The following is a 280-nucleotide window of genomic DNA, read 5'->3' on the forward strand; positions in this document are numbered from 1 at the left end:
CGAGCTGACGCCCGTCGCGCACGTTGGTCACCGCGGCCAGGCGGCCACGCGCGGACACCATCAACCAACTGCCGCCCTGCGACAGGTCGCGGCCGCCGAAGACCTGCGGATCCTCGGGGTCGGCGCCGGCGGGCGCGGTCGGGCGGGCGTGCGCTTCGTCGCGGTTGGCGATCAACGCCAAGCGGTAGCGGGGATGGTGTTGCCAGGCGAGGGCGATCAGGCACATCGGCGCATTCTAGTCCCGCCATCGCTGCATAGTTGCTCACAGCCGCGCGCGCGC

Annotated in this window: 1 protein-coding gene; it reads right to left on the reverse strand. The window is 72.5% G+C overall.

The genetic code is table 11. The annotated features are described in order from the left end of the window. Nucleotides 1–226 (reverse strand): hypothetical protein (locus HKX41_11230; GenBank protein NNC24703.1); only part of this gene is annotated, 226 nt, incomplete at its 3' end. Nucleotides 227–280: the final 54 nt, after the last annotated feature.

It is taken from the genome of Salifodinibacter halophilus (assembly GCA_012999515.1).
In the GTDB taxonomy this organism is placed as follows: Bacteria; Pseudomonadota; Gammaproteobacteria; order Nevskiales; family Salinisphaeraceae; genus Salifodinibacter; species Salifodinibacter halophilus.